Below are 18,852 nucleotides of genomic sequence, written 5' to 3'. Positions count from 1 at the left end.
GTCAGGTTACAACGCGACAACGCGGCGGAAGAGGAGGATCAGGGCGAGCCCCAGCACCGCCGCTCCCCCGACGTACGCCGCGGCGATGCCACCGAGAGCGGCGAGCAGGCCGCCGGCGAGGCAACCCGCGACCGCTGCGGCGAGCCCGAGCGTCGCCGTGGCCGCGGCGACGGCGTCGGCAGCGCCCTCGCCCGCGGTCCGGGCACGGCGCAGCTCGCGCGCGACGTCACCGGCGACGAAGCCGACCGCAGCGAGGGCGGCGACGGTGGCAGCCGCTCCCCAGCGGTCGTGGAGCCGGGCGAGGGTGAGCTGACCGGACGCCTCGAGCCCGAGGCCAGCCAGCACGATCCGCCCCGGGGTGACCGCCCTCACCCGGTGCGTGAGCCACCCGACCAGCGGCCGGACCGCGACCCCGACCATGCCACCCACCGCTGCCGTCGCGACGAGCAGCCCGAAACCGGTCGGCCCGAGCCCGAGCTGGACCTTCGCGTACACGACCAGCAGGGCCCATCCGCCCGCCCACGCCGCCTGCGCGGCGAGTCCGGAGAGGACGAGCCCGGAGAGCGCCGGGTCCACGGCGATCCGTCGCAGGCCGGTGCGGACCGGACGACGCTCCCCCACCGGAGCCGGGCCCCGGGAGGGACCCGCGAGCCTGATCCGCGCGAACGCGGCTGCGGCCGCGGCCACCAGCAGGGTCTGGACGAGGAACGGGGCCGGTCGTCCCACGGCGAAGAGCGCGGCACCGAGAGCCGGGCCCACCAGCTGCGTGCCGGCGACGAAGCCGCCGTCCAGGCGCGCTCCGACGGTGTCCTGCTCGTGCGCCTGGTCCACCAGCATCGGGAGCACAGGCCCACGGGCAGCATCCGCGAGCGTCTCCGCACCACCGAGCACGACCATCACCACGAGCAGGACGGAGAGCGAGGCGGCCCCGAGCGCGAGGAGGAGGGCGACGAGGGCCAGCACCGCGGCGCGGACCAGGTCCGCGCCCACCACGAGCAGTCGCCGGTTGACGAGGTCGGCGAGGAACGCGGCGTACGGGCCGGCGAGGAGGACCGGCAGCCGGTGCAGGGCGACGGCCACCGCGACGAGGAACGGCGAGGCGGTCAGCGACGCGACCGCGAGCGGGCCCGCGACCATCGCCATGCCGTCGGCGAGCTGGCCCAGCCAGGTGGCACCGACGAGCCGTCGGACGTCCGGGCCCAGGCGGGCCGGGACGAGGCGGTCGACGAGGGTGCTCACGAGCACGTGAGACTAGTCGGGAACCCGGGTCACGGATGACAGGGGCGCCCGACCGGGACAGCCGTCAGGCGGGCTGCATCTCCTCGAGCTGGGCCCAGGTGGCACGGTCCGCGGTGAGGCGGTCGTTGTCCTCCTGGAGACGGAGCACGAGGGCCTCGAGGTCGCCGACACGGTCACGCAGGCGACGTACCTCCGCCGCGAGGCGGTCGGCACGCGAGGGGTCACGCAGGTCGCTGCTCATGTAGCCGAGAAGCGCCTTGGCCATGAAGATCCTCCGGTCTGGAGCGGAAGGCCACGACCATGCGTCGGGGCCGTCTTCAAGGGTCGCACCGCGCCGCACAGCGCGTCAATCCGACGTCGTCCCGACTGGGGCGCCGCCCCGGGGAGTCAGCCGCGGCGGCGGAGACGGTCCCGGAGCGCGAGCAGCTCCTTCTGCTCGGCGGAGGTCAGCGAGGCCTGGCCGCTGGCGTGGATCTTCTCGAGCAGGACGTTCATCCGGGCCTCGTCGGGCGACTCGGTGGGCACGCTGCTGCCCTGCCACGGGCCAGCCACGACGGTGGGCCCCTCCGAGGGGTGCCGGTGCGTACGGCGGGCGCGCGGCCCGTGCTCGTGGCGGGCCGCCCCGCGGCGCGGACGACGACGCGGCAGGTGCACGTGCGGGACGATGTGGTGCTCGCTGAGCATGCCGATCGAGCGGGCCGCGATGGCGGAGAGGACCAGACCGAGCACCAGGTACAGCAGGTGGTACCAGTCGCGGTAGCCGAGCGCCACGATCAGGTCGATGCCGACGAGCACCAGGCCGATCACCCACGCCGGGATGTTGAAGAGGAACCGGCGGTGCGGCCACTCGGCGATCCAGGCCAGCAGCACCACGAGCTCGACCGTGTTGAGCGAGTAGTCGATGACGACCGCTCCGTCGAAGGCGAAGTAGATCGCCATCGCGACGAGGTCGAAGGCGAGCACCGTCAGCCCGACCAGCTGGAGCATCTTGCGGCGCCCGAGGAGGTTCTCCTCGAGGTCTCGTCCGAAGTACCAGAGCATGGCGATGGTCAGCGCGTCGAAGAAGAAGCGGGTGCCGTCGATGAAGGCGAAGGGCCACGTGACGAGGCGCCAGACCTGACCGTGCGCCACCTCGTACGGGTTGAGGACCATCCCCGTGATCGCCGGGCTGCCGAAGCCCACCACCGCGCTGACGAAGAGGCCGATCGCGCCCAGCAGGGCGATGCCGACCGAGGTGCCGACCTCGAGCGTGCCGATACGGAACCAGGGGTCGTGGGGGCCACCGCCCGAGGGGCTCATCCGGAAGCGTCGTCGCACGTACGGATCCTAGACGGGAGGGTGGTGGCGCCGCCGGGTTACCCGCGACGAAGCCGCGGCGGCCGCTGGCACGCCGGGCAGAAGTACGACGAGCGGTTCATGAACGCCGTGCGCCGCATCGCCGTACCGCACCGGCGGCAGGGCTCGTCCTCGCGGCCGTACGCGTTGAGCGAGCGCTCGAAGTAGCCCGACTGGCCGTTGACGTTGACGTAGAGCGCGTCGAACGAGGTGCCGCCCTGGGCCAGCGCCTCGGTCATGACGTCACGCACGTGTCCGAGCAGCTCCATGCCCTCCGCCCGCGTGAGCATGTCACCCGGTCGCTCGCCGTGCAGGCGTGAGCGCCACAGGGCTTCGTCCGCATAGATGTTGCCCACACCGCTGACGAGGGTCTGGTCCAGGAGCAGCCGCTTCACTCCGGACGTCCGCTTCCTGATCCGGGCCACCACGGCAGCGGGGTCGAAGTCGGCGTCGAGCGGATCGAGGGCGATGTGGGCGATCTCCGGAGGCAGGCCCGCTCCCCCGGGCGACACCGCGAGGCCGCCGAACATGCGCTGGTCGACGAAGCGCAGCTCCTGCCCGTCGTCGAGGCGGAAGCGGACCCGCAGGTGCCTCTCGTCCGGTGCACCCACCGGCTGCACGAGCATCTGGCCGCTCATGCCGAGGTGGCCGATCACGGCGTCGTCCGCCTGGTCGTTGGCCGGCGGAGAGGTGGGGGTGGAAGACCCTGCGGAGAGCGGCAGCCAGAGGTACTTGCCGCGCCGACGGGCAGCGGTGAAGGAGCGACCGAGGAGCGCGTCGGCGAAGGCGGCCGCGCCGCCGGGCGAGCGGCGTACCGGGCGGTCGTGGAGGACCTCCACGCCGGTGATCACGCGGTCGAGCGCGTGGGCCTCGAGGCCGCGGCGTACGACCTCGACCTCGGGCAGCTCGGGCATCAGCCCGCGGCGGTGTCGGCGGACTCGACCGGGATCGCGGAGATCTCGGTGTACGCCGTCTCGGCGGCCTGCTGCTCGGCTTCCTTCTTCGAGCGGCCCTCGCCGTGGCCGTAGAGCTGGTCACCGACCCGGACCTGCGCGACGAAGTGGCGCATGTGGTCGGGGCCGGAGCCCTCGATGACGTACTCGGGCACGCCGAGCGAGCGCTCGGCGGACAGCTCCTGCAGCGACGTCTTCCAGTCGAGGCCGGCGCCGAGCTGCGCAGCGGACTCCATGAGCGGGTCGAAGAGGAGGTGGATCAGGGTGCCGGCGACCTCGAATCCACCGGACAGGTAGACCGCACCGATGACGGCCTCGACCGTGTCGGACAGGATCGACGCCTTGTCACGACCGCCGGTCGACTCCTCGCCCTTGCCGAGCTTGATGTGCTCGCCGAGGCCGATGGTGCGGGCCACCCCTGCGAGCGCGCGGGCGTTGACGACCGCGGCCCGCAGCTTCGCCAGCCGGCCCTCGGAGAGGTCCGGGTGGGTGCGGTAGAGCGACTCCGTGACCACGATGCCGAGCACCGAGTCGCCCAGGAACTCCAGGCGCTCGTTGGTCGGCAGTCCGCCGTTCTCGTAGGCGAACGAACGGTGCGTGAGCGCGCGCTCGAGCAGCTCGGCGTCCAGGACCGGATCGCCGAGAGCTGCCCGGAGCGCGTCGTACGTGGTCAGGGCCGTGAACCTGGTGTCAGGTTCAGAGCACCTGGCGGCGAGCCGCCTTGGCGCCGTACTGGCCGCACTCGCCACACGCGCGGTGCGGGAGGACCTTGGCGCCACACGCCGGGTTGGAGCACGTGGCGAGGGTCGGCACGACGGCCTTCCACGCCGAACGGCGGTGACGGGTGTTGCTGCGCGACATCTTCCGCTTCGGAACAGCCACTGTCTTCTCCTCTAGCTTTCGTCCGACCTGGTCAGGTCGGGCGTTCAGTCTTCGGTCTTGCTTGTCTGGGGGTCCTGCAGGGCGGCGAGGCCGGCCCAGCGAGGGTCGATCGGCGCCTCGTGCGTGTGGTCCGGGTCGTCCGCGAGCCGGGCACCGCAGTCGATGCACAGTCCGGGACAGTCGTCCTCGCACAGGGGCTGGAACGGGAGTGCGAGCACCACCGCGTCACGCAGCACCGGCTCGAGATCGACCAGGTCGCCCTCCGTGCGGAGCTCTTCCTCGTCGTCATCCGCGGCGCGCTCCTCGTCGTCGTAGACGTAGAGCTCCTGGAACCGCACCTCGATCTCGTCGCGGATCGGCTCCAGGCACCGCGCGCACTCACCCTCGAGGTCGGCGTACGCCGACCCGGTGACGAGAACGCCCTCCATGACCGCCTCCAGGCGCAGGTCGAGCTCGACCGGCGCACCTTCGGGGACACCGAGGAGCTCGATGCCGAGATCTGCCGGCGCCGGAACGGTCTGATGGACCTCCCGCTGGGACCCCGGGCGGCGGCCGAGCTCGCGTGTATCGAGCACGAGCGGCGCTCTCGGGTCCAGGTGGGTGGTCATCTTCTCGAATCCAGGCAGAACAGATCGGGCGAAGTCTACGGGTCGGCGGGGGTTGCCAGCAAAACGGGTCAGCGGCGGTCAGCCGTTGGCGCGCTTGCGCTCCTCGAGGCGCGTGATCAGGCGCTCGCGGACGAAGTCGGGCACCAGGCCGGAGACGTCGCCGCCGAACATCGCGACCTCCTTGACCAGGCTGGAGGCCAGGAAGGAGTACTCGGGGCTGGTCGGGATGAAGACCGTCTCGACCTCCGCCAGCGAGGAGTTCATCTGCGCCATCTGCAGCTCGTACTCGTAGTCACTGACGGCGCGGAGGCCCTTCACGATCGCGACCGCGCCCTGCTCCTGGCAGAACGCCGTCAGCAGCCCGTTGAAGCCGGAGACCCGCACGTTGGGGAACTGCCGGCACGCCTCGGTGAGCATGTCGATCCGCTCCTCGGGCGTGAAGAGACGGGTCTTGGACGGGTTGAGGCCGGTCGCGACGATGACCTCGTCGAAGAGGCCAGCCGCGCGACTGAAGATGTCGATGTGGCCGTTGGTCACCGGGTCGAACGACCCCGGACACACTGCGATGCGCACGTTCACTCCCCTGGATCGGCATCGTGATCGCCGTGGGCCGGCGATGCTGCGTGACCATACCGGAGCAGCGTCTCGCCGTACTTCCGCTCGCGCAGTGCGTCGATGCCCGCGGGCCAGGTGAGGCTGGACCGCTTGCTCGCCCGCTCGACGACGACGAGCGCGTCCGCAGCGAGCCACCCGTGCGCCACGAGCGCAGCGAGGTCGGCGTCGACGTCCGCGTCGGGCAGCGGGTAGGGCGGGTCCAGGAAGACCACGTCGTACGACGCCCGCGGTGCGCCCGACAGGACCGTGCCGACGCTTCCCGGGATCACGTCGGCCGCGAAGCCGAGTGCCCTCGCGTTGCGGCTGATCAGCGATGCGGTACGCCGGTCCTGCTCCACGAACGTCGCCACTCCCGCCCCGCGGGAGAGTGCCTCGAGGCCCACGGCGCCGCTGCCGGCGTACAGGTCGAGGAAGCGGAGCCCGTCGAGCGAGCCGCACCAGGACTCGATCGCGGAGAAGAGCGCCTCGCGCACGCGGTCGCTCGTCGGCCGCGTCGCCTGCCCCTTGGGTGTCTCCAGGCGGCGTCCACCCGCGGTACCCCCGATGATCCGCGTCATCTCAACCCCGTTCCAGGAACTCGGACTCGACCGAGCGCTCAGTCTCCACCACCGCGTCACGCAGGAGCGGCACCTGTCCGAGGGCGAGGTCCTCGTCCAGCAGCTCGTCGGCCGCCCTGCGCGCCTCGAGGATCACGTCCTCGTCGCGCAGCACCTTGAGGGTGACCAGCGACGACCGGCCGCCGGACTGGCGCTTGCCGAGGACGTCGCCCTCCCGGCGCTGCTCGAGGTCGACCTGGCTGAGCGTGAAGCCGTCGGTCGTCGAGGCCACGGCGTCGAGGCGCTCGCGTGCATCGGTGCCGAACTCGGCCCAGGACACCAGCAGGCACAGGCCGGGCAGCCCACCGCGGCCCACACGGCCCCGCAGCTGGTGGAGCTGCGAGACGCCGAAGCGGTCGGCGTCGAGCAGCACCATCGCGGTCGCGTTGGCGACGTCGACGCCGACCTCGATCACGGTGGTGGAGACGAGCACGTCGATCTCACCCGCCGCGAACGCACGCATGGTCCGGTCCTTCTCCTCCGGCTGCAGCCGCCCGTGGAGTACGCCGACCCGGAGACCGCTCAGCGCACCGGCACGCAGCTCGGCCGCGACCTCCTCCACCGCGGCCAGCGGCCGGGGCGGGGCGACCGGGTTGCCGTCCTCGTCGTAGTGCACGACGTCCTGCTGGCCGCTCTCGACGACGTCACCGGAGATGCGGGGGCACACGACGTAGGCCTGGTGGCCCTTGGCGACCTCCTCGCGCACGCGCTCCCAGACCCGGCCCAGCCAGTGCGGCGCATCGGCCAGTGGGACGACGTTGGTCTGGATCGGCGCGCGCCCGGCCGGGAGCTCGGAGAGCGTCGACACCTCGAGGTCGCCGAAGACGGTCATCGCGACCGTGCGCGGGATCGGGGTGGCGGTCATGACCAGGACGTGCGGTGGCGAACCCGCCTTGTCGGTGAGTGCCGCACGCTGCTCGACGCCGAAGCGATGCTGCTCGTCGACGACGACGAGCCCGAGGTCGTGGAACTCGACGGACTTCTCCAGCAGTGCATGGGTGCCGATGACGATGCCCGCGTCTCCCGTGACGATGTCGAGGAGGGCCTGCTGGCGCTGTGCCCTGGTCATGGATCCGGTCAGCAGCGCGACGCCGGTGGACTCGTCGGCTCCGCCGAGCATGCCCCCGCCCGCGAGGTCACCGAGCATGGCGCTGATCGAGCGGTAGTGCTGCTGGGCGAGCACCTCCGTCGGAGCCAGCAGCACCGCCTGGCCACCGGAGTCCACGGTGCGCAGCATGGCGCGGAGGGCGACGAGGGTCTTGCCGGAGCCGACCTCGCCCTGGAGCAGCCGGTGCATCGGGTGCGGCTGCGCGAGCTCCGCCTCGATCTCCTCGCCGACCGCCCGCTGGCCCTTGGTCAGCTCGAACGGCAGCCGCGCGTCGAACGCCTCGAGGATGCGGCTCACTCCCCCGGTGCGCGCCTGGGCACCCTGCGCCATCAGCTCGCGCCGCCGCCGGCCGAGCACCAGCTGCAGGGTGAGGGCCTCTTCGAAGCGGAACCGCCGCCGGGCTGCGCTCACCTGGGCGAACTCGTCGGGCGCGTGGATCCACTCGATCGCCTGGCGGCGGCCGACGACGCCGTACCGCTGCCGGAGGTCCTCGTCGAGAGGCTCCGGCACCTCGTCGAGCACGCTCAGCGCGAAGGCGCACGCACGCTGCAGGTCCCAGGTCTCCACGCCCTTGGTGAGGGGGTAGATCGGGAAGAACTTCGGCATGTTCTCCATCGACAGCAGGGCGCCGCTCTCGTCTCCCCCGCCCGGGCCGAAGAGGACCATCGACGGGTTGGTGAGCTGCCACTGCTGGCCGAACTGCGACGCCTTGCCCTGGAAGACCCCACGGCGGCCGGGGTGGAGCTTCTCGCCCCAGCTCTTGACGATCCACTGGCTCTTGGCGAAGAACGTCATCTTGAGGCGACCGGCACCGTCGGCGCGGAGCAGCACCTCCACGCGGTACGCCGGCTTGCCGGTGCGCCGGTCGGTGTAGGACTTCGTCTCCGCCGCGGCGACCTCGCCGACGATGGTCAGGAGCTGGCCCTCGCGGAGGCTGCCGAGGTCACTGAGCCTGCCCGTCTCGAGGTAGCGGCGGGGGAAGTGGTGGAGGAGGTCCTCGACGGTCTCGATGCCGAGCCCTTCGACGATCGCCTTGCGCTTGCGCGGCTGGTCGCCGAGGACGGCTTCGACCTTGGTCCCGAGAGTGATCACGCCACCGCCTCCGGTGTCACTCCACCGCGACCAGCAGCGGGTACCGAGCCTGGCCGCCGTCGTAGACCACCACGTCGAGGACCGGATGACGTCGGGCCACCATCTTCGCGAGGCGCTCGGCGAGGTCGCCGGCGTCCTGGCCCGCGACGAGCGTCACCAGCTCCGCGCCGCCACCGCCGATGAGGCGGCCCAGCACCCCGTAGGCCACGTCGAAGAGGTCGTCGCCGACGACCACGAAGTCCCCGTCGATCGCGCCGAGCACGTCACCGGGGCTGCAGGCGCCGGCGCTCGTGATCGCCTTGCGGGCGGCGACCGTGACCGCGCCGTGGCGGGCGTGGCGGGCCGCGGCCGTCATCGCGACCACGTCCTGGTCGAACGGGCGCCCGGGCTCGTGGACCGCGACCGCCGCGAGGCCCTGCACCTGCGCCTGGCTCGGGATGACCGCCACCTTCACGCGGCCCGACTCCTCGGCGCCTCGGGCCGCGATCTCGGCGACCTGGAGCGAGTCGGGGTCGTTGGGCAGCACGACGACCTCCGCCGCGCCGCTGGCGTCGATCGCGCGCAGGATCTCCGCGGCACTCGGGCGCAGCCCGGGCTCGGTGGCGACCGTGATGGCGCCAGCCTCCTCGAAGAGCTGCTGGAGGCCGGGCCCCGCGGTGACCGCGACGATCGAGCGACCCACGCCGATCGGGCGACGCGCCTTGGCGGCCGCGACCTGCTCGGCGAAGTGCGTCACCTGGACCCGGTGCGGACGGCCCACGTGGATGCCGGCCTCGATGGCGGCACCGACGTCGTCGGTGTGGATGTGGACGTTCCACAGGCCGTCGCCGCCCACGACCACGAGCGAGTCGCCCAGGCCCGCGAGCTCGGCGCGCAGGTCTCCCACCACCGCGTCGTCGGCGTCGAGGAGGTACATCACCTCGTAGGCCGGACCGTCCTCGGTGAGGTCGTCGGTCGGGAGCACGAGGGGCACCGAACGCTCGCCCCGGGCCTTGGTGGGCTCGACCCGGCGACGACCGGTCAGCGCCTCCTCGGCGGCCTCGAAGACCACGACCAGGCCACGGCCGCCCGCGTCGACGACGCCCGAGTCGGCCAGGAGCTTGAGCTGCTGCGGGGTGCGCTCCAGCGCGACGCGCGCGGCCTCGGCAGCCGCCGCGATGGTCGGCGCGGAGCTGTCGTTGGGGGCGACGGCCATCGCCGCCTCGGCAGCCGCCTTCATCACGCTGAGGATGGTGCCCTCGACGGGCGTGCCGACTGCGGCGTACGACGCCTCGCAGCCGTCGCGGAACGCCTCCGCGAGGACGACGGACTTGCGCTCCTCGGGACCGGCCTTGCGCATCCGGGCGACGAGCGCGCCGAGCAGCTGGCTGAGGATGACGCCGGAGTTCCCGCGCGCGCCCATGAGCGACCCACGGGCGAGCGCCTTGAGAGCGGTCTCCGCGTCGTCCCCGCGCGCGACCGACTCGAGCAGGGCGTCACGACCCGCCTGGACGGTCAGGAACATGTTCGTGCCGGTGTCGCCGTCGGGAACGGGATAGACGTTGAGCGCGTCGATCTCCTCACGCGCGTCGGCGAGGGCGTCGGTCGCGAGCTCGACGAAGCGCGCGACCGTCGTGATGTCGAACATTCCACCGCCTCTCGCTCGTGACCTGCACCACGCCGACCGGCCGGCGTACGGTGCAGCGCACAGGCTAGTGGCTGGCGCCCTCACACGGTGGGCACCGGCCGATTCGCGTGCGCGGCGCGCTTTCGCTTACCCTTGTGCGGTTGTCCCGTGCTGACGCTGTTTCGTGTGGCCGTCCGTGGGACTCGAAGACCTCGTACCGATCGATCTCCAGGAGTAACCCGTGGCTGCCGTCTGCGACATCTGCGCCAAGAAGCCCGGCTTCGGCAACAACCGTCCGTGGTCGCGCAAGATCACGAAGCGTCGCTTCAACCCGAACATCCAGCGCGTCCGCGCCACCGTCAACGGTGCGCCGAAGCGCCTCAACGTGTGCACCGGCTGCCTGAAGGCTGGCAAGGTCACTCGCTGACGCATCGAAAGAGGCCCCGCTGAGCGCATCGCGCCCGGCGGGGCCTCTTTCGTTGTGTCAGGACGTGGTCAGGACACGTCAGCGCCGGCGCCGAGACGGGGCTTGTGCCGAGAGCACGAGTCCCGTCTCGGCGCGGCACGAGCCCCGCCTCGGCGCTCAGAAGTGGGTCCAGCCGGCCGGGCCGGCGTACGGCGCGCCGTCGACGAGGACGCGAGCTCCGTCGTCGTCAGCCTCCCGGACAGCACCGATCACGGTCCAGCCTGCCGGGACGTCCTTCGGGCGGGCGAACGTCGCCAGGAGCGGGTGGTCGTCTCCCCCGCCGAGGATGAACTGCATCGGGTCCGCGCCCAGCGCCGAGCCCACCGCGTGCAGCGGCTCGGGGATCTCGAACGCATCGGTACGCAGGTCGATGACGACCCCCGATGCCTCGGCCACGTGGCCCGCGTCGGCCACCAGGCCGTCGGAGACGTCGATCATGGCGGTGGCGCCGGCGTCGGCGGCCACCTGCCCGGCGGCGTACGGCGGTTCGGCGCGGCGGTAGGCCTCCACCAGCACGCGCGGTGACCGGAAGCCGCGGCCGAGCACCGCGAGGCCGCCGGCGGCCCAGCCCTGTCGGCCGCAGAGCGCGACGACGTCACCGGGCCGTGCGCCGGACCGGAGCACGGGCGAGACCGTGCACCCGCCCAGGACGGTGACCGAGACGACGAGCGTCTCGGAGCGCGTCACGTCGCCACCGACGACGACCGCCCCGACCTTCGCGCACTCGGCGGCGAATCCACGGGCGAAGTCGAGCACCCAGGCGACCGGGAGGTCCGCAGGCGCGGCGATGCCGAGCGTGACCGACGTGGCGCTGCCACCCATCGCGTTGATGTCGGAGAGGTTCTGGGCGGCGGCCCGGGCCCCGACGTCCTCGGCCGGCACCCAGTCGCGCCGGAAGTGCCGACCCTCGACCATCAGGTCGGTCGAGACGACGACGTGTCCGTTGCGGATCCGGAGCACCGCGGCGTCGTCCCCGGGGCCAACCAGCACGTGCTCCGCCGTGTCGAACAGCGCCGTGAGCGCGTCGATGAGCGGGAACTCACCGACGTCGGCGAGGGTGGCGTCGGAGGGGAAGGTCGCGGAGGCCATGAGGACCATCCCACCAGCAGCCCGGGGACGGCGAGGGGTCGACACGCGCCGCGATCGGAGTACGTTGAGTAGTCCATCGCCACCCCAGCGGCTCGCGACACAGGAGGCCGAGATGTCCGTCCACGCCTACATCCTGATCCAGACCGACGTCGGGCACGCCGCGGAGGTGACGCACGCGCTGACCTCCGTGCCCGGAGTGGTCTCCGCCGATGACGTCAACGGTCCGTACGACGTGATCGTGCGCGCCGAGGCCCGCAGCGTCGACGCGCTCGGCACCGACGTGGTGGCGAAGATCCAGGCGCTCGACGGCATCACCCGCACGCTGGCCTGCCCCGTCGTACGTCTCTGAGGGTGGCCGATGGGAGGATGCGAGGCATGTCCTCGCGCTCCCTCGTGCTGCCCGCCCTCACCGTCGCCGCCCTGCTGACCGGATGCGGCTCCGACAGCGTCGAGATCGCCAGCACCCGGGTCGACGCCGCCGACCGCACTACATGCCAGCAGCTCGTGCGCGCCCTCCCGGCGACCCTCGACCACCTGGTGACGCGCGCGGTCGTGCCGCGGACGGCGCTCGGCCACGCCTGGGGCGACCCGGCGGTGGTGCTGACCTGCGGCGTGACGATGCCTGCCGACTTCCAGCCGGGCGCCTCCTGCGAGGAGATCAACGGTGTGGGCTGGTTCGTCCCGACCGAGCAGTTCGGCGACCTGTCGGAGGACCTGACCGTCTACACCATCGGCCGCGACCCGGTCGTCGAGGTGGTGATCCCGGCCGAGCACCGCCGCGACGCGGCGTTCCCTGGCGACGCGCTCGCGACCCTCGCCGCGCCGGTGAAGCAGGCGATTCCGAAGGCCGAGCGCTGCGTCTGAGCGTCTGAGCGCCTGAGCGGCGCGTCAGCGGAGGTCGGTACCGCGCGAGAGCGCCTGCTGGATCAGCAGGTCGACGAGCTCGGTGTAGTCGATGCCCGAGGCGCCCCACATCTGGGGGTACATCGAGCTCGGCGTGAAGCCGGGCATCGTGTTGAGCTCGTTGACGACCAGCGAGCCGTCGGGGAACACGAAGAAGTCGACCCGTGCCAGGCCCTCGCAGGCCACCGCGTCGAAGGTCTTCTTCGCGAGCTCCTGCATCCGGTCGAGGAGCTCGTCCTCGACCTTCGCGGGGCAGTCGATCTCGGTGTGCTCACCGGGCAGGTACTTGGCCTCGAAGTCGTAGAACTCGTGGTCGCCGCCGATGCGGATCTCGGCCGGCAGCGACGTGCGCAGCTCGCCGTCCGGGAGCTGCAGGACGCCGCACTCGATCTCGCGCACGCCGGCAGCGAAGCCCTCCACCAGCACGCGCGGGTCGTGCTCCATCGCGGTCGTGATCGCCGCGTCGACCTCGGAGGCGTCGTGCACCTTGGAGATGCCGATGCTGGAGCCGCCACGCGCCGGCTTCACGAAGAGCGGGTAGCCCAGCTCCTCGGAACGGGCACGGCATGCGGCCGCGTCGCGGGCCCACTCGCGCGCGGTCACGACGATCGACGGCATCGTGGGGACGCCGGCCGCGGTGAGCGCGACCTTCATGAACCCCTTGTCCATGCTGACGGCGGACGCGAGGACGCCGGCGCCGACGTAGCGGACCCCCGCCATCTCGAGCTGGCCCTGGAGGGTGCCGTCCTCGCCCCACGGACCGTGGAGCAGCGGGAAGACCGCGTCGACGTGGCCGAGCGACCGCGGGCCGGCTGCCTCGTGCACGACCAGCTCGGAGCCGTCCTCGGCCTGGGTCAGGGTGACCGGCGGGAGCGAGCCGTCGACGGTCGGCGTCTGGCGGTCCTTGATCTTCAGTCGCTCGAGGTCACCGGACTCCAGCACCCACTGGCCGTCCCGCGTGATGCCGACGGGGACGACGTCGTACTTCTCGCGGTCGACCGCGGCGAGGACGCTGCCGCCCGTGACGCACGAGATGCCGTGCTCCGTCGAGCGCCCCCCGAAGAGGACGACGATGCGGGGCTTCGCGTCGCTCATCCGCGGGCCTCCGCCGCAGCGTCGAGGTCCGCACGCGTCAGCACCGGCCGGATCTCCAGGGCGACGTCGTCGAGCGGGTTGCCCTCGGGGCTGCGGTCGATCGCGCAGACGACGGTGTCGATGACCGCGCCGGCCGGACGGAGCGCGTTGACGGCGTCGCGGACCGCACCACCGGAGGTGATGACGTCCTCGATCAGGGTCACGCGCTTGCCGTCGAACGCCGGGCCCTCGGCCAGCTTGGCCGTGCCGTACTCCTTGGCCTTCTTGCGGATGAAGATCACCGGGATGCCGGTCTTGGCGCTCACCATCGTGGCGATCGGGATACCGCCCATCTCGAGCCCGCCGAGGAGCTCGGTGCCCTCCGGGAGCAGGTCGACCATCTGCGCGGCCACGCGCTCGAGCAGCGCCGGCTGTGCCTCGAACAGGTACTTGTCGAAGTAGGTGTCGGAGACCTGCCCGGAGCGCAGGACGAACTCGCCGCGGAGGCGGCACGTGGCGTCGATGTCGGCGGCAAGCTGGGTCAGGATCTCGTCAGTCACGCGCCCGAGTATTCCCTAGGGTTGGGGTCATGACTGACCAGTCCCCCGTCGTGTCCGGTTCCTCCACCCCGCCGCCCGGTGCTCCCGTACGCCGGCCTGCGACCGTCGCGGTCCACGCAGGGCGCCCGGAGCGGACGCCGGATGCGCCGTTCAACACACCGGTGACGCTGGCCTCGGTCTACGTCGCCGGCGGCGACATGGAGTACGGCCGCTACGGCAACCCGACCTGGACGGCGTTCGAGGAGGCGCTCGGGGAGCTCGAGGGCGGCCGGTGCCTCTCGTTCGCGAGCGGCCTGGCAGCGGTGGCCTGCGTGCTCGACCTCGTCGGGCAGGGCGCGAAGGTCGTCATGCCGCGGCACTCCTACCAGGGCAGCATCATGCAGCTCGCCGACCTCGAGGCCCGCGGGCGGCTGCAGGGTGTCCTCGTCGACGTCGAGGACACCGCGGCGGTCATCGCCGCGTGCGACGACGCGGCGCTGGTCTGGCTCGAGTCGCCGACGAACCCGGCCCTCGAGGTCGCCGACATCCCCGCGATCACGAAGGCCGCGCACGACGCCGGTGCCTACGTGGTCGTCGACAACACCTTCGCCACTCCCCTGCTCCAGCGGCCGCTCGAGGACGACGTGGACCTGGTGCTGCACTCGGCCACGAAGTACATCTCCGGCCACAGCGACGTGCTGATGGGTGCCCTCGTCACACGCGACGAGCAGCTCTTCGACGTCCTCAAGAAGCGGCGCGACCTCACCGGCGCGGTACCCGGCCCGATGGAGGCGTGGCTCGCCCTGCGCGGCCTGCGCACGCTCCACCTGCGCGTCGAACGGGCCCAGGACAACGCCCGCGAGCTGGTCCGCCGCCTCGGCGGGCACCCGGCCGTGAAGGCGGTGCGCTACCCGGGTTTCGGCGCGGTCATCGGGGTCGAGTTCACGCAGGGTCCGCTGGCAGCGGACCTGCTGGTGCACAAGACGAAGCTCTGGGTGCATGCCACCTCGCTCGGCGGCGTCGAGTCGACGTTCGAGCGCCGGCGCCGGTGGAAGACCGAGTCGCAGACGATCCCCGAGGACCTGGTGCGCATGAGCGTCGGCGTCGAGCACGTCGACGACCTGTGGGACGACCTGCGCACCGCGCTGGACACCCTCGTCGGCTGACCCGCTCCTGCTCGGGATCGAGCACGCTCGACCCGGGCCCTCGCTCAGTCGGTCTCGGCCTTGGTGTCGCGGCCGATGAACGAGTGCATCATCTCGGTGGCGGTCATCCGGCCCCCGACGACGGCGTCGACGTGCTCCGCGATCGGGGCGTCGACGCCGGTGCGCTCGGCGAGGGCGAGCAGCGACGAGCAGGACTTCGCGCCCTCGGCGACCTGGCGCGTCGAGGCGTAGATCTCCTCGGTGGTCATGCCCTGGCCGAGCTTCTCGCCGAACGTGCGGTTGCGCGACAGGGGCGAGGAGCAGGTCGCGACGAGGTCACCGAGGCCCGCCAGACCCATCAGGGTCAGCGGGTTCGCCCCGAGCGCCATCGCGAGGCGCGCCGTCTCGGCGAGACCACGGGTGATGACCGAGGCCGTGGTGTTGTCGCCGAAGCCGAGGCCGACGGCCATGCCCACGCTGAGGGCGACGACGTTCTTGTAGGCACCGCCCAGCTCGCAGCCGAGGACGTCGATCGAGGTGTAGGGGCGGAACGACGGCGAGTGGCACCGGGACTGGAGCATCTTCGCGACGTCCTCGTCGGCGCACGCGACGACCGAGGCCGCGGGCTCGCGGCGAGCGATCTCCTTGGCCAGGTTGGGACCGCTCACGACCGCGATCCGGTCGGGACCGGCACCGGTGACCTCGGCGATGACCTCGCTCATGCGCTTGAGGCTGCCCAGCTCGACGCCCTTCATCAGCGAGACCATGACGGCCTTGTCGTCGATGTACGGCGCCCACTCGGCCAGGTTCTCGCGGAGCGACTGGCTCGGGGTCGCCAGGACGACGACGTCGGCACCGGAGAGTGCCCGCTCGGCGTCGTGGGTGGCCGAGATCGTCGGCGGGAGCTCGATGCCGGGCAGGTAGTCGGTGTTCTCCCGGCGCTCGTTGATCGTCTGGCACACCTCCTCGCGGCGGCCCCAGATCGTGACGTCGTTGCCGGCGTCGGCGAGCACCATCGAGAAAGCGGTGCCCCACGAGCCCGCGCCGAACACGGCGATCTTGCTCACGCCTGTCCCTTCTTCCGCTTCTGCTTCTTCGGGTTGCCGATCTCGGCGACGCCCTGTGCCTTCGGGTCGAACCGCACCGCCGGTGCCGTCTCTCCGCGCAGGTCCTCGACGACGGCGGTCAGGGCCGCCATGATCCGGTCGGTCGCCTCGGCGACCTTCGCGGCCGTGACCTCGCCCTCCATGAGGTCGGCGAGGTCGACCGGGTCACCGGCCTTGACGACGACCCGCTTCCGCGGGAAGAGGTGGGGCCGCGTGGCGTACGGCGGCAGGATCTCCTGCTCACCCCAGTGCCCCACCGGGATCACCGGTACGCCGGTCGCGAGCGCCATGCGGGCGGCACCCGTCTTGCCGCGCATGGGCCACAGGTCGGGGTCGCGCGTCACCGTGCCCTCGGGGTAGACGACGAGGCACTCACCGTCCAGGAGCGCCCGCTCTGCCGCGTCGAAGGCGTTGCGCGCATCGCCGGACATGCGGGCGACCGGGATCTGCTTGGCACTGCGCATGATCGAGCCGAGGCCCGGGACGTCCCACAGCCCTGCCTTGGCGAGGAAGCGCGGCAAGCGACCGTGGTGGTGGACGAAGTGGGCGATCGTCAGCGGGTCGATCTTGGTGACGTGGTTGGCGACGAGGACGACGCCACCGCTCGCGGGGATCTTCTCACCGTCGATCCACTCGCGCCCGCTCATGGCCGTCAGGGTCGGGAGCAGGATCACCCGCCCCACCTGGAAGCCCGCACCGGGCTTGCGCGGCCACTTGCGACCCGTCACCTGACACCTCATCCATCCCGCGCAGCGAACGCCGCGTCACGCACAACGGGAGCAGGCTATCGACTCCCCCGCCGCGCCGCCCGCGTCCCACGCGGAAACGCGACTGCGGCGCCGCTCCGGGAGGGAACGACGCCGCAGCCACCAGGGTCAGGAGCCGGACGAGGCGGCCTTCTTCGCCGGGGCCTTCTTCGCCGGGGCCTTCGTGGCAGCCGCCTTCTTGGCGGGCGCCTTCTTGGCCGTCGTCGCGGCCGCCTTCTTCGCGGGAGCAGCAGCCTTGGTTGCGGCCGGAGCCGCCTTCTTGGCGGCTGCCTTCGCAGGTGCCGTCGCCTTCGTGGCGGCGGAGGACGCGGCCTTCGTCGCCGGAGCCGCCTTCTTCGCGGCGGTGCTCGCGGCCTTCTTGGCAGGGGCGGCCGCCGTGGTCGCGGCCTTCTTCGCGGGCGCCGCGGCCTTGGTGGCAGCGGCCTTCGCCGGGGCGGCCTTCTTCGCCGCGGTGGTCGCGGCCTTCTTGGCCGGGGCCACCGCCTTGCGCGTCGCGGCCGAGGTCGCCTTCTTCGCGGGGGCGGCCTTCTTGGCGACGTCGGCGGCGGTCTTCTTGGCCGGCGCAGCCGCCTTCGTGGCCGCCCCCTTGGCAGCTGCGGCCGGCTTGGCGCCGAGCTTGGGGAGCTCGAGCTTCGGCAGCTTCTTCGCGCCGGAGATGACGGCCTTGAGGTCGGCACCCGCGGTGAACTTCGGGATCGCGGTCTTCTTCGCCTTGATCCGCTCACCCGTACGCGGGTTGCGCACCATGCGCGCGGGCCGGATCCGCTTCTCGAACGAGCCGAAGCCGGTGATCGCGACCTTCTCGCCCCGAGCGACCTCGCGGGTGATGGTGTCGAGGACGGCATCGAGCGCGGCAGCGGCCGCCTTGCGGTTGCCCTCGTAGCGCGCAGCGAGCGCGTCGATCAGCTGAGTCTTGTTCACGGGTGTCCTTCCGGAGCAGCTGGTCGGGCCGACCCCGACGCCTCTTCCTCGCAACGTAGGGACGAATCGCCATCGCCACAACGACTGTGCGTGCTTTCGCACCACGTTTTTCGGAGGCGCTGACGGCCCCGTCGTACGCCGAAGGGCCCGGACGCTGGTGCGTCCGGGCCCTTCTGTGCGCGCAGATCCCTTGCAGGCAAGGGGAAACGCGTCAGGCGTGCTGCGTCACGGGCTTCCACGACGGGCGCTTGGCCTCGTACGCCGCGATGTCGGCCTCGTTGCCGAGGGTGATGCCGATGTCGTCGAGACCGTTGAGCAGGCGGTAGCGCGTGTAGTCGTCGATCTCGAACGGCGCGACCAGGTCGCCGGCACTGACCGTCTTCGCCTCGAGGTCGACGGTCACCTGCGTGGTGGGGTCGGCCTCGACCAGCGCCCACAGCTGCTCGATGACGTCCTGGTCGACCGGGACGGAGAGCAGGCCGGCCTTGCCCGAGTTGCCACGGAAGATGTCGGCGAAGCGGCTCGACAGCACGACCTTGAAGCCGTAGTCCATGAGCGCCCAGACGGCGTGCTCACGCGAGGAGCCGGTGCCGAAGTCGGGGCCGGCGATCAGGATCGAGACGCCCTGGTACTCCGGCTTGTTGGCGACGAACTCCGGGTCGTTGCGCCAGGCGGCGAAGAGGCCGTCCTCGAAGCCCGTGCGGGTGACGCGCTTGAGGTAGACCGCCGGGATGATCTGGTCGGTGTCGACGTTGGAACGACGCAGCGGGAGCGCCGTGCCGGTGTGGGAGGTGAACTTCTCCATGAT

Annotated in this window: 22 protein-coding genes; 4 read left to right on the top strand and 18 right to left on the bottom strand. The window is 71.8% G+C overall.

Annotation, left to right across the window (positions count from 1 at the left end; all coding sequences use genetic code 11):
- Positions 1–6 precede the first annotated feature (6 nt).
- The 11 genes from Q5722_RS12450 to Q5722_RS12400 all read right to left on the bottom strand — a co-directional run bounded on the left by Q5722_RS12450 (position 7) and on the right by Q5722_RS12400 (position 10,055).
- The gene (locus Q5722_RS12450) at positions 7–1,239 is read right to left on the bottom strand and encodes an MFS transporter (RefSeq protein WP_305028584.1); all 1,233 of its coding nucleotides are present in this window, start codon (positions 1,237–1,239) and stop codon (positions 7–9) included.
- Between the two features lie 64 nt (positions 1,240–1,303).
- Positions 1,304–1,504 (bottom strand): hypothetical protein, encoded by a 201-nt coding sequence (locus Q5722_RS12445; RefSeq protein ID WP_305028583.1) that lies wholly within the window; start codon positions 1,502–1,504, stop codon positions 1,304–1,306.
- A 122-nt stretch (positions 1,505–1,626) separates the two neighbouring features.
- Positions 1,627–2,556: a hypothetical protein gene (locus Q5722_RS12440; protein WP_305028582.1), complete on the bottom strand. Its 930-nt coding sequence runs from the start codon at positions 2,554–2,556 to the stop codon at positions 1,627–1,629.
- A gap of 38 nt (positions 2,557–2,594) precedes the next feature.
- On the bottom strand, positions 2,595–3,488 hold the full coding sequence (gene mutM, locus Q5722_RS12435; RefSeq protein WP_305028581.1) for a bifunctional DNA-formamidopyrimidine glycosylase/DNA-(apurinic or apyrimidinic site) lyase: 894 nt from the start codon (positions 3,486–3,488) through the stop codon (positions 2,595–2,597).
- On the bottom strand, positions 3,488–4,201 hold the full coding sequence (gene rnc / locus Q5722_RS12430) for a ribonuclease III (protein WP_305029069.1): 714 nt from the start codon (positions 4,199–4,201) through the stop codon (positions 3,488–3,490). The genes mutM and rnc overlap by 1 nt, the downstream gene beginning before the upstream one ends.
- A 22-nt stretch (positions 4,202–4,223) precedes the next feature.
- Positions 4,224–4,409 carry a 50S ribosomal protein L32 gene (rpmF, locus tag Q5722_RS12425; RefSeq protein ID WP_131585118.1) on the bottom strand — a complete coding sequence of 62 codons (186 nt, stop codon included), beginning with the start codon at positions 4,407–4,409 and terminating at the stop codon, positions 4,224–4,226.
- Positions 4,410–4,453: 44 nt separating this feature from the next.
- Complete coding sequence (locus Q5722_RS12420; protein WP_305028580.1) at positions 4,454–5,017, bottom strand: YceD family protein; 564 nt, start codon at positions 5,015–5,017, stop codon at positions 4,454–4,456.
- A 78-nt stretch (positions 5,018–5,095) separates the two neighbouring features.
- Positions 5,096–5,590, bottom strand: coding sequence for a pantetheine-phosphate adenylyltransferase (coaD, locus tag Q5722_RS12415; RefSeq protein WP_305028579.1), 495 nt, complete (start codon positions 5,588–5,590; stop codon positions 5,096–5,098).
- Between the two features lie 2 nt (positions 5,591–5,592).
- Positions 5,593–6,189 (bottom strand): 16S rRNA (guanine(966)-N(2))-methyltransferase RsmD, encoded by a 597-nt coding sequence (rsmD, locus tag Q5722_RS12410; protein ID WP_305028578.1) that lies wholly within the window; start codon positions 6,187–6,189, stop codon positions 5,593–5,595.
- Between the two features lies 1 nt (position 6,190).
- Positions 6,191–8,428, bottom strand: coding sequence for an ATP-dependent DNA helicase RecG (locus tag Q5722_RS12405; protein ID WP_305028577.1), 2,238 nt, complete (start codon positions 8,426–8,428; stop codon positions 6,191–6,193).
- A 16-nt stretch (positions 8,429–8,444) separates the two neighbouring features.
- A complete protein-coding gene (locus Q5722_RS12400) occupies positions 8,445–10,055 on the bottom strand; it encodes a DAK2 domain-containing protein (protein ID WP_305028576.1) in 1,611 nt (536 codons plus the stop codon).
- 220 nt (positions 10,056–10,275) lie between these two features.
- Here Q5722_RS12400 and rpmB point away from each other — a divergent pair, with 220 nt between their 5' ends.
- On the top strand, positions 10,276–10,461 hold the full coding sequence (gene rpmB / locus Q5722_RS12395) for a 50S ribosomal protein L28 (protein WP_107700189.1): 186 nt from the start codon (positions 10,276–10,278) through the stop codon (positions 10,459–10,461).
- Between the two features lie 156 nt (positions 10,462–10,617).
- Here the strand turns inward: rpmB and Q5722_RS12390 are convergent, their stop codons facing one another.
- A complete protein-coding gene (locus tag Q5722_RS12390; RefSeq protein WP_305028575.1) occupies positions 10,618–11,589 on the bottom strand; it encodes a thiamine-phosphate kinase in 972 nt (323 codons plus the stop codon).
- A gap of 112 nt (positions 11,590–11,701) precedes the next feature.
- On the opposite strand from Q5722_RS12390, the gene Q5722_RS12385 reads away from it, so the two are divergent.
- Positions 11,702–11,938, top strand: coding sequence for an Lrp/AsnC ligand binding domain-containing protein (locus Q5722_RS12385; RefSeq protein ID WP_305028574.1), 237 nt, complete (start codon positions 11,702–11,704; stop codon positions 11,936–11,938).
- Between the two features lie 26 nt (positions 11,939–11,964).
- Positions 11,965–12,453 (top strand): DUF3515 domain-containing protein, encoded by a 489-nt coding sequence (locus Q5722_RS12380; protein WP_305028573.1) that lies wholly within the window; start codon positions 11,965–11,967, stop codon positions 12,451–12,453.
- Positions 12,454–12,477: 24 nt separating this feature from the next.
- Here the strand turns inward: Q5722_RS12380 and Q5722_RS12375 are convergent, their stop codons facing one another.
- Both Q5722_RS12375 and pyrE read right to left on the bottom strand, forming a co-directional pair.
- A complete protein-coding gene (locus tag Q5722_RS12375) occupies positions 12,478–13,587 on the bottom strand; it encodes a D-alanine--D-alanine ligase family protein (RefSeq protein ID WP_305028572.1) in 1,110 nt (369 codons plus the stop codon).
- Positions 13,584–14,126, bottom strand: a complete 543-nt coding sequence (pyrE, locus tag Q5722_RS12370) for an orotate phosphoribosyltransferase (RefSeq protein WP_305028571.1) — start codon at positions 14,124–14,126, stop codon at positions 13,584–13,586. Before pyrE ends, Q5722_RS12375 begins: the two co-directional genes overlap by 4 nt.
- Positions 14,127–14,155: 29 nt before the next feature.
- Here pyrE and Q5722_RS12365 point away from each other — a divergent pair, with 29 nt between their 5' ends.
- Positions 14,156–15,271: a trans-sulfuration enzyme family protein gene (locus tag Q5722_RS12365; RefSeq protein WP_305028570.1), complete on the top strand. Its 1,116-nt coding sequence runs from the start codon at positions 14,156–14,158 to the stop codon at positions 15,269–15,271.
- Between the two features lie 44 nt (positions 15,272–15,315).
- Here the strand turns inward: Q5722_RS12365 and Q5722_RS12360 are convergent, their stop codons facing one another.
- From Q5722_RS12360 to leuD, 4 genes are all read right to left on the bottom strand, one after another.
- Positions 15,316–16,317 carry an NAD(P)H-dependent glycerol-3-phosphate dehydrogenase gene (locus tag Q5722_RS12360; protein WP_305028569.1) on the bottom strand — a complete coding sequence of 334 codons (1,002 nt, stop codon included), beginning with the start codon at positions 16,315–16,317 and terminating at the stop codon, positions 15,316–15,318.
- Positions 16,314–17,084, bottom strand: coding sequence for a lysophospholipid acyltransferase family protein (locus tag Q5722_RS12355; protein WP_305028568.1), 771 nt, complete (start codon positions 17,082–17,084; stop codon positions 16,314–16,316). Before Q5722_RS12355 ends, Q5722_RS12360 begins: the two co-directional genes overlap by 4 nt.
- A gap of 147 nt (positions 17,085–17,231) precedes the next feature.
- Complete coding sequence (locus Q5722_RS12350; protein WP_305028567.1) at positions 17,232–18,044, bottom strand: HU family DNA-binding protein; 813 nt, start codon at positions 18,042–18,044, stop codon at positions 17,232–17,234.
- Positions 18,045–18,255: 211 nt separating this feature from the next.
- Positions 18,256–18,849, bottom strand: coding sequence for a 3-isopropylmalate dehydratase small subunit (leuD, locus tag Q5722_RS12345; protein ID WP_305028566.1), 594 nt, complete (start codon positions 18,847–18,849; stop codon positions 18,256–18,258).
- Positions 18,850–18,852 lie beyond the last annotated feature (3 nt).

Source organism: Nocardioides jiangxiensis (genome assembly GCF_030580915.1).
Classification (GTDB): Bacteria; Actinomycetota; Actinomycetes; order Propionibacteriales; family Nocardioidaceae; genus Nocardioides; species Nocardioides jiangxiensis.
The sequence above is the reverse complement of the archived record's forward strand: the minus strand, read 5'-3'. Positions and strand labels throughout refer to the sequence as shown.

Coding starts and splice junctions, on each gene's coding strand:
- Q5722_RS12385 (WP_305028574.1), top strand. CDS start 11,702: ATGTCCGTCCACGCCTACATCCTGATCCAGACCGACGTCGGGCACGCC.
- Q5722_RS12445 (WP_305028583.1), bottom strand. CDS start 1,504: ATGGCCAAGGCGCTTCTCGGCTACATGAGCAGCGACCTGCGTGACCCC.
- Q5722_RS12365 (WP_305028570.1), top strand. CDS start 14,156: ATGACTGACCAGTCCCCCGTCGTGTCCGGTTCCTCCACCCCGCCGCCC.
- Q5722_RS12375 (WP_305028572.1), bottom strand. CDS start 13,587: ATGAGCGACGCGAAGCCCCGCATCGTCGTCCTCTTCGGGGGGCGCTCG.
- Q5722_RS12390 (WP_305028575.1), bottom strand. CDS start 11,589: ATGGCCTCCGCGACCTTCCCCTCCGACGCCACCCTCGCCGACGTCGGT.
- Q5722_RS12400 (WP_305028576.1), bottom strand. CDS start 10,055: ATGTTCGACATCACGACGGTCGCGCGCTTCGTCGAGCTCGCGACCGAC.
- mutM (WP_305028581.1), bottom strand. CDS start 3,488: ATGCCCGAGCTGCCCGAGGTCGAGGTCGTACGCCGCGGCCTCGAGGCC.
- leuD (WP_305028566.1), bottom strand. CDS start 18,849: ATGGAGAAGTTCACCTCCCACACCGGCACGGCGCTCCCGCTGCGTCGT.
- rsmD (WP_305028578.1), bottom strand. CDS start 6,189: ATGACGCGGATCATCGGGGGTACCGCGGGTGGACGCCGCCTGGAGACA.
- Q5722_RS12420 (WP_305028580.1), bottom strand. CDS start 5,017: ATGACCACCCACCTGGACCCGAGAGCGCCGCTCGTGCTCGATACACGC.
- Q5722_RS12380 (WP_305028573.1), top strand. CDS start 11,965: ATGTCCTCGCGCTCCCTCGTGCTGCCCGCCCTCACCGTCGCCGCCCTG.